The organism is Actinomycetota bacterium, from assembly GCA_030774015.1.
Classification (GTDB): Bacteria; Actinomycetota; UBA4738; order UBA4738; family JACQTL01; genus JALYLZ01.
This window is the reverse complement of the sequence record JALYLZ010000164.1, coordinates 1-8,024: the sequence shown is the minus strand read 5'-3', so window position 1 is coordinate 8,024 and position 8,024 is coordinate 1. Positions and strand designations below refer to the sequence as shown.

The following is an 8,024-nucleotide window of genomic DNA, read 5'->3' as shown; positions in this document are numbered from 1 at the left end:
TCCCGGGTGATCGAGTAACGGCCACGCGAGAGGATGTGCCCCGGGCACCGCAAGACCGACGCTGGCCGGCTCGCGAGCTTGCTCGTCCACCTCGCAAGCCGCTTGTTCCCCTGGTCATGCACTGGGGTGGGATCAGCTGGGGGATCGTCGCCCCCCACCGCAGCCGCCGGCATCCCTGCGAACCTCATAGCATGGGCCGGTCATGCCTGGGGATCTCGACGTCGTCACGGGAGCCTTCGGCTACACGGGCAGGTACATCACCGAGCGGCTCCTGTCGATGGGGAGGTCGGTCAGGACGCTCACCGGGCATCCGGATCGGCCGAACCCCTTCGGGGCCCGGGTGAGCGCGTTTCCCTTCGACTTCGAGGACCGGGGGAAGCTCGCGGAGCACCTGGGCGGAGCGACGACCCTCTACAACACGTACTGGGTGCGCTTCCCCCAGGGCGAGGTGACCTTCCACCGGGCAGTCCGCAGCACGGAGACGCTTCTCGGAGCGGCGGGTGACGCCGGGGTCAAGCGGATCGTGCACATCAGCATCTCCAACCCCGCCGAGGACTCGCCGTACCCCTACTTCCGGGGGAAGTTCCGGATCGAGCGCACCATCCGCGAGTCGAGCTTGAGCTACGCGATCGTCCGGCCCACGGTGATCTTCGGGAAGGAGGACATCCTCATCAACAACGTCGCCTACCTCCTGAGGCGGTTCCCGGTCTTCGCCATCCCGGGCTCGGGCACCTACCGGGTGCGACCGGTCTTTGTCGAGGACGTGGCCGAGCTCTGCGTGCGGGCCGGACAGCGCGATGAGAACGAGGTCATCGACGCCGTGGGGCCCGAGACCTTCACCTTCGAGGAGCTGGTCACACTGATCGCCCAGAAGATCGGGAGGAGGGCGCGCATCGTCCACGTTCCGCCCCCAGCCGCGCTCGCCGCCTCACGACTCATCGGCTACCTGGTGAGGGACGTGGTGGTCACGAAGGACGAGCTCGGGGGGCTGATGGCGGGCCTCGTGGCCACCGAGGGACCCCCGACGGGAGAGCGGCGGCTGAGCGAGTGGCTAACGGAGAACGCGGCCAGCGTGGGAGCACGGTACGGTTCGGAGGTGGCCCGGCACTACGCGCCAGCTTGACGAAGGGAAGGCGCGGGTTAGTCGACCACGTACTGCCCCAGCGCCGGAGCAACACCCGTCCCAGCCGAGGACTGCTGCCACGGGCCGCTAGGAGCAGAGGCGGCAAGCTACCGACCAATCGCCTACAGGGCGCGACGCCCCGGACCCCGGCAGGGCGGCAGCGACAGAGCACACGATCAGGGCTGGTTCTGACCATCGGATAGGCGCGTCAAACACGTTCGACAGGTCCGCCACGGCGGCGTCACGCGTCGAGAGCGGCGCCAGCCCGAACCGGTGCTCGATCGTGGCGAGGATCGACGTCGTGTCGTACTGCGTGTGGTCGACCACGAAGTCGCCGCGCAGGAACGGCGAGATCACCAGCGTCGGGATCCGTGTGCCGGGGCCCCACTGGTCGTGCGGCCCGGCCGCGCTTCCCTGGCCCGGCGGCGTCACGTGGTCCCACTGCCCGCCGAACTCGTCGTATGTGGCGATCACCATGGTGTCCTTCGCGCACCTGCTGCTCTCGATCGCCTGCAACAGCGGTGGCTTGATCCACGAGTATCACGGGGCGGCCGCGTGAGGAATCGGGGTTTTGGACCCCTACGGGGATGGTCACCCCGCGGCGGCCGGAGTTCCAGCCCTCGATGGGGCCTCGCCTCGTTACCTTGCATGCTCGGGTATTCGCCCCCACCGTCGGCGCGGTCGAGGGCCCAGGATCGGGCTCAGCCGCGGGTCCGATCGGACTACTGGCCCGCGAAATCTGGGCGCGACGCGACGACCCCGGAGTTCGGCCAACGTGCGGGGGCTGCCGAGGAGGCCGAACCGATGGTGCTGCCCGCTCTGGGGTCCGGTCGGCTCCGCCAGCGACGCGGCGGATGGGTATGATATTCGGCCGCAGCGCCCTTGGAGCATCTGGCCAGCGTGCCTTTCCCTGTGGTCCTATGCGGCTGTGACCATCCCGCGCCGAGCGATGCGCAAGCTTCGGAAGCTTCCGGCGGGTGCGCGGATAGACCTGCTCCTCCTCCTCACATCGCCATCCAACGTTCGAGCAGACGCCATACGCCAGTTCTGCGGGCGGCCGGATGGCCGCGGGCTCGCTGAGGTTCTGATGGACCTGCAGGAGGATGACTCCCTCCGAGCCGCCATCGTGGATCTCCTTCGCCATCCGGGTCAACCGTAGGACCGGGCGCTTGGCTGAGCATGCCCTGGATCAGCGGGAGCGTGACCCCCGATATACGATGCGAGGGCCGGGGGGTACTGACTCGAACCGGGGATTCCCCCCTTCCCCCCTTGGCCCATCGAAAGGCCAGTGGCATGGGAGGAGACGAACGGTGGACGCCTACATCTTGGTTCAGACCGAGGTAGGTAAGGCGGCGCAGGTCGCCAGAGAAGTGGCCCGGATCAAGGGCGTGGTCTCGGCCGAAGACGTCACCGGCCCATACGACGTCATCGTGCGGGCCGAGGCTCGCACCCTGGACGATCTCAGCAGGCAGGTGCTGATCAAGATCCAGCAGGTCGACGGCATAACGCGCACCATCACGTGCTCCGTTGTGCACCTATGAAGGGAACCGAGACATAGGACCCTGACCCGGGCGAACGCGGTCAGCCTGGGAAGATGGGTGTGGGCGTGGTCGTCCTGATCGCGGCAGCCATCGACTTCTCCCGGTCCAGGCGCCGTCGCCACCGGTTGACCAGCGGCCCCCCCGGGGGGAGCCTCGCGCCGCATCTCAGCGTGCGGCCGCCCATCCGTCCCCGACTCGAGCTGGGCGCGACTCGCCTGATCTGGACCGCGGGGGTCTGTGGCGCTGCTTCCATCAGGGTCGTGATGGGTCAGTCGCGAGCTCGAGCGCTCCTGCCACCTTGGCGAGCACAGCGAGGTGAGCGTCGACGGCGCCGAGGCCTGCGCCCATCGTGTTGATCGACAGGTGTGTCGCACCCACATCCCGCCACCTCCCCACCTGCTCCACGAGTTTGGGCGTGCCCTCCTCGTGCCAGCTCACGCGACCCTCCATGCCGAGCGTGAACGGATCCCGACCGGCGTCCCTCCCCGCCGCCTCGACGATGGTGCGCGCGTGGTCGAGCTGCGGTCCCGGTGGCACCTGCGGGAACCAGCCGTCGGCCAGCCTGCCGACGCGCTCGTAGGCGCGCGGCGACTGCGCTCCCATCCACACGGGGATGGGACGCTGCACGGGCAGCGGCGCGAGCCCGGCGGCGGTGACCCGCTCGTAGGCGCCCTCGAAGGTGACGGCCTGCTCGGTCCACAACCGGCGCAGCAGCGAGATCTGCTCCTCGATGCGACGGCCTCGGTTTGAGAAGTCCTTGCCCAGCGCCTCGTACTCGACCGCGTTCCACCCGAGCCCGACACCGAAGCGGAAGTGGCCACCGGTGAGCAGGTCGACCTCCGCGGCCTGCTTGGCCGCGAGGGCGGTCTGGCGCTGGGGGAGGATGATGATCCCGGTGACGAGCTCCAGCGAGGTGATCCCGGCCAGGTAGCCGAAGAGCACCATCGGCTCGTGGAAGGTCGTGAGCACGTTATACGGGCCCCTCCACGGCGTATGCACCGTCGGGTCGGCGCCCACGACGTGGTCGTAGGCGAGCACGTGGGTGAACCCGAGCTCCTCGACCCGCTCGCCGTAGGCGCGTACCGCGCCCGCGTCCGCGCCGATCTCCGTCTGGGGGAACACGACGCCGATGCGCATCGCCTTCACCCTACCCCGGGAGAAGATCGAAACCGCTTCGGTACTTCGCCTGGTCCACCTACCGCTGCACGTGGCCGACGCGGCCACGGAGGCGTTCATGCGGTACGAGATGCCCATTTTGATCGCTGCCCTACGCCGTCATACCGGGAGTGTCAAAGGCTCGGAGTACGATGAGGAAGCAGCGTGAAGGCCGCCGGATCACCCCCGGACTTCAACAGCGGCCGGACATTCTCCTGTAAGGGACTGACCGACGGATGATCTGCTACGTGCTCAACCTGGAACGACACCAAGCTCGCCTGCAGTCGTTCCTGCAGCAGTTCGACAGCAGCGATCTGACCGCCTCAGAGCTGCGGCGGTTCCGTGCGGTCGACGCAGCGAGCGTCTGGCCCCGTGCCCGGGCCTTGGTGTACGAGCCGGCGCTGGCCAGGCTCGCCGCCGTCGAACGCCGCGGGTTCCGCCACACGCACGCCGAGATGCCGTCGATGGGCGGCGTTGGGTGTGCGCTCAGCCACCTGTGCACCTGGCTCGACATCCTGTACGACGCGGCCACCATCGCAAGCCAGCGATACTTGGTGATGGAGGACGACGCGATCCTGCCCGGCCGCCTGCTGGCCTCCGTGAACAAGGCGCTGCGGGGCGTGCCGGCCGGCTGGGACATCCTGCTGCTGGGCTGCCGCACCACCCGGCCCAGCATGGTCACCAAGCACACGACGCACGTGGACATACGGTTGTTCCAGGGCACACACGCGTACCTGGTCAGCAAGGCGGCGGTGCGCAAGATCTTCGAGAACGGCGCGCTGCCCCTGAGGGTGCAGATAGACGCCTTCCTGAGTGGCCTGGCGCAGGCCAAGAAACTCACGATCTACGCGCTGCCGAAGCGCCTGGTCGGCGTGAACCTGAAGCGCTGGGGTTCCAGTGTCCAGCTCGACTACGACTTCGAGCACTCGCACGCCAAGCTGGGGTACGACCGCCCGTTCGAGATGGCGACCCGGTCGACGAGTGTGGAGGACCTGCGGAGGCTCGACGCCCTCCGGGCGCAGCACGGGGTTGACCGCTTGCGATAGGAAACGCGGCCAAGAGCGGGCGACGCCGGTCGAAGGGACGCTCGCCGACGATGCCTTCCTCTTCTCGGACGACGTCCTCGGATCACGGCCCTGGCGCCCGGAGAGCGCCATGGAATGGCGATACCGTGCAGGGCCCATTGGCCACGGTTGCTTCGCTAGGTTTTCGGCCTTCCTGAAGCTTAGGCGGGGCCACCGCCGGGTCGGCGTCACCACCGTTGTGGGGATCGCCTCGAGCGTCGGTTCGCGGACGCCGTTGGCCCTGCTCGCGGGGGAGGAGGCGGAGCAGGGCCCGATTGCTGGGTCAGGCAGAGAGAGCAAGAGTTCCGAAGGAAGCCATCGCAGGCGCGTTGGGAACCGTCTGAGCAACCGTCTACAACAGACTCCGGAAGCTCAGAGAACCAAGCGGCTCATGACGGCTTCGTGTCGTCGAGGGGAGCCACGACTCCCCCGCAGGGCTAATGGCCTGAAGGGCCGACACCTGTTATCTGGTGCCAGGGCGGGGCGCCTCTATACCCGCTCCAGGCAAGCCCATCGACAGGAGGGGGGTGTGGGTCTGTTGCCTGACTGGGGCGAGCCTAGCAGGGCGGCGTTTCGGGGCCTGCGAAGGCGGATGACCGTGAAATGGCCCCTGACGAGCGATCCTTACCGTTCCCAAACCGACCGCCAGCCTCGTTCGAACCTGCGTTCCGGATAATCGAGCGCTGGAGATCGAGGGATGAGCCGCGCGCGAAGGACCCGCTCGACATCGAGCCGTGGGCGAACCGTGCCCCGCACGACCCCTCCGCCTCGAACCACGCCCCGATCGGTCTCGCCGCGGGTCCAATCGGAGGAGCTCATCGGTGGGGGCCCCCAGCGCGTGGACCTCGCCCGGCGGCGAGCCCGCGTGGCGAAGGCCGTCTTCGGGACCGGGGGCGCGCTCGTCTTCGGCGCCGCCATGCTGTTCGCGCGACACTCCTTCGCGGGCCACCCGAAGAGCCCGGCCCACCCGCTGGTGGCCCCTTCCCGCTTCGTCCGCATCGTTCGCAAGAACCTCCTGCAGGCAGGCATCGTCGCGCCCGCGCAAGCGCCGCCCGGAGCCTCGACGAGCGTGTCGTGAACGGTGACCGGTTCGAGGCGATGGGCTGCGAGATCGTCCTGCGCGGCGGAACGTCCTCCGAGCACATCGCCGTCCGGGATCTCTTCCGCCAGCGCGAGCTGGCGTTCAGCCGCTTCATCCCCCAGAGCGAGCTGAACCGGGTCAACGGTTCCTCCGGGCGGTTCGTCCGGGTCTCGGAGCTCTTCGCCGACACGGTGCGGATCGCCCTGCGCGCCGCCGAGGAGACGGATGGCCTGGTCGATCCGACCGTCGGCGTCGCGATCGAGACAGCGGGCTACACGCGCGACCTCTCGGTGCTCGGGCCGGATCCCGAGCCCCCGGGCCCCGCGAGCCCGGGCGAGTGGCGCTCGGTGATCGTGCTCCGCAGCCGCATCGGGGTCCCCGCCGGCATCCGGCTCGACCTCAACGGCGTGGTCAAGGCGCTGGCCGTCGACGACGCCCTCTCGCTCATCCCTGGGGACGGATTCGTCTCGGCGGGCGGCGACCTGGCGGCGCGTGGGGAGGTCACCGTCGCGCTCCCGGACGGGGAGGCGGTGCTGCTGCGGCGGGGCGCGCTTGCCACCAGCGGGACCACGAGGCGGCGGTGGATGCGGGCGGGCCGAGTCCAGCATCACCTCATCGACCCGCGAACCGGTCGCCCCGCCCGGTCGCCGTGGGCCCAGGTCACCACGTGCGGAGCGAGTTGTCTCGCCGCGGACATCGCGGCCAAGGCTGGCTTCCTGCTCGGCCGGGACGGACCGGAGTGGCTCGACCAGCGCGGGATGCCGGCTCGGTTCCTGACCCCGGACGGCAAACCGACCCTCAACGAGGCCTGGCGGTCCAGCATGGACGAGGCGCTCGCGTGCACCTGACCTCGAGCCCCATCGACTGGTACGCCGCTCGCGCCGGCGGCGTGGTCGCCTACGTGCTGCTCTCGTCGGTGGTCGCCGTGGGGCTCACGATGACGGGCAGGAAGCCGCTGAAGCGGTGGCCGAAGTTCGCGCTGGAGGACGTCCACCGGTTCGGTGGCATCCTGGTCGGGACCTTCGTTGTCACCCACATCGTCGCGGTCGCCATCGACGCGTACCTGCCGTTCTCGCTGACCTCGCTGGTGGTCCCGCTGCTGTCTCGCTACCGGCCGGTGTGGATCGGGCTCGGGATCGTTGCGGCCGAGCTCCTGCTGGCGCTCGCGGTGACGAACCACTACCGGAGCCGCCGCATCTCCTACCGGTTCTGGCGGCGGGTCCACTACGCGAACTTCGCCGTATGGGGCGCCGCGACGCTACACGGGCTGGGGAGCGGGACCGATCGCAGCACGCCTTGGATGCTCGCGATCTACGCGACGGCCGTCTCCACCGTGTGCGGCCTCACGCTGTGGCGGGTGCTCCGGGCTCGGAGCGCGTCGACGTGGCTCGTCCGCTCCGCGCCGTTCGTCGCCGCCGCCACCGCGGTCGCCGTCGTCGGCGGCCTCGCCCTCGGGCCGCTCCGGTTCCAGCCGAAGCCCTGGAACGCGGCGAGCTTCCGCGACGTCCTGACCGGGCGCATCCAGACGGACTCAGGCGTCACCCGCGGCATCATCTCGATGGCAGGAAACGGCTCGGGAGCACAGCGCGTGATCGTCCGCGCCGACCTGTTGATCGCTCCCCAGCGGCTGGTCTCGACGGACTTCCAGATGGAGTACCTGCCGAGCGGCCTGCTCTGCAGCGGGAACGTTACCAAGGTCCACAGCTACGGATTCGAGGCCACCTGCCGCCTGCCGAACGGCCGGCAGCGCTTCGTGCAGGCGAAGTGGAAGCCGAGCAACACGAACTCCGTGCGCGGCGGCGTGATCACCGCCCACACGTGACGTAGATCAGCCCCGGCCAAGTGCTCGAGCGAGCGCTGTCGCATTGGGCCGTTAGCATTGGGCCGTTAGCATTGGGCCGTTAGCGACCCTGAAGTGAGCGCGGTCTGCGGACCCCTGTCTGTCAGGCTGAGGTGAGACACCTCCAGTAGCACTCCATCCCTCCAGGGCGAGACAGGAGCTCGAAGACCGATGACCCTGACGAATGCTGCGTTGCTCTCACACGGCCAGGATGGCCAAG

7 protein-coding genes and 1 pseudogene are annotated in these 8,024 nt (G+C 69.0%); 6 read left to right on the top strand and 2 right to left on the bottom strand.

The annotated features are described in order from the left end of the window. Positions 1 to 202 precede the first annotated feature (202 nt). Positions 203 to 1,123, top strand: a complete 921-nt coding sequence (locus tag M3Q23_16125; GenBank protein MDP9343583.1) for an NAD(P)H-binding protein — start codon at positions 203 to 205, stop codon at positions 1,121 to 1,123. Between the two features lie 222 nt (positions 1,124 to 1,345). Here the strand turns inward: M3Q23_16125 and M3Q23_16120 are convergent. Beyond that, positions 1,346 to 1,609: pseudogene (locus M3Q23_16120) on the bottom strand (phosphoesterase). A gap of 824 nt (positions 1,610 to 2,433) precedes the next feature. On the opposite strand from M3Q23_16120, the gene M3Q23_16115 reads away from it, so the two are divergent. Next, the gene (locus M3Q23_16115) at positions 2,434 to 2,664 is read left to right on the top strand and encodes an Lrp/AsnC ligand binding domain-containing protein (protein MDP9343582.1); all 231 of its coding nucleotides are present in this window, start codon (positions 2,434 to 2,436) and stop codon (positions 2,662 to 2,664) included. A gap of 252 nt (positions 2,665 to 2,916) precedes the next feature. On the opposite strand, the gene M3Q23_16110 is transcribed toward M3Q23_16115, so the two are convergent. After that, on the bottom strand, positions 2,917 to 3,801 hold the full coding sequence (locus M3Q23_16110; GenBank protein ID MDP9343581.1) for an LLM class F420-dependent oxidoreductase: 885 nt from the start codon (positions 3,799 to 3,801) through the stop codon (positions 2,917 to 2,919). 266 nt (positions 3,802 to 4,067) lie between these two features. On the opposite strand from M3Q23_16110, the gene M3Q23_16105 reads away from it, so the two are divergent. The 4 genes from M3Q23_16105 (at position 4,068) to M3Q23_16090 (ending at position 7,786) form a co-directional block, all read left to right on the top strand. After that, positions 4,068 to 4,865, top strand: coding sequence for a glycosyltransferase family 25 protein (locus tag M3Q23_16105; GenBank protein ID MDP9343580.1), 798 nt, complete (start codon positions 4,068 to 4,070; stop codon positions 4,863 to 4,865). Between the two features lie 763 nt (positions 4,866 to 5,628). Further along, a complete protein-coding gene (locus M3Q23_16100) occupies positions 5,629 to 5,961 on the top strand; it encodes a hypothetical protein (GenBank protein ID MDP9343579.1) in 333 nt (110 codons plus the stop codon). Next, positions 5,958 to 6,812 (top strand): FAD:protein FMN transferase, encoded by an 855-nt coding sequence (locus M3Q23_16095; protein MDP9343578.1) that lies wholly within the window; start codon positions 5,958 to 5,960, stop codon positions 6,810 to 6,812. The genes M3Q23_16100 and M3Q23_16095 overlap by 4 nt, the downstream gene beginning before the upstream one ends. Then, positions 6,803 to 7,786: a ferric reductase-like transmembrane domain-containing protein gene (locus M3Q23_16090; GenBank protein MDP9343577.1), complete on the top strand. Its 984-nt coding sequence runs from the start codon at positions 6,803 to 6,805 to the stop codon at positions 7,784 to 7,786. The genes M3Q23_16095 and M3Q23_16090 overlap by 10 nt, the downstream gene beginning before the upstream one ends. Positions 7,787 to 8,024: the final 238 nt, after the last annotated feature.

Excerpts from the sequence above, each read along its gene's own strand:
- M3Q23_16125 (MDP9343583.1), top strand. The coding sequence starts at position 203 with ATGCCTGGGGATCTCGACGTCGTCACGGGAGCCTTCGGCTACACGGGC.
- M3Q23_16110 (MDP9343581.1), bottom strand. The coding sequence starts at position 3,801 with ATGCGCATCGGCGTCGTGTTCCCCCAGACGGAGATCGGCGCGGACGCG.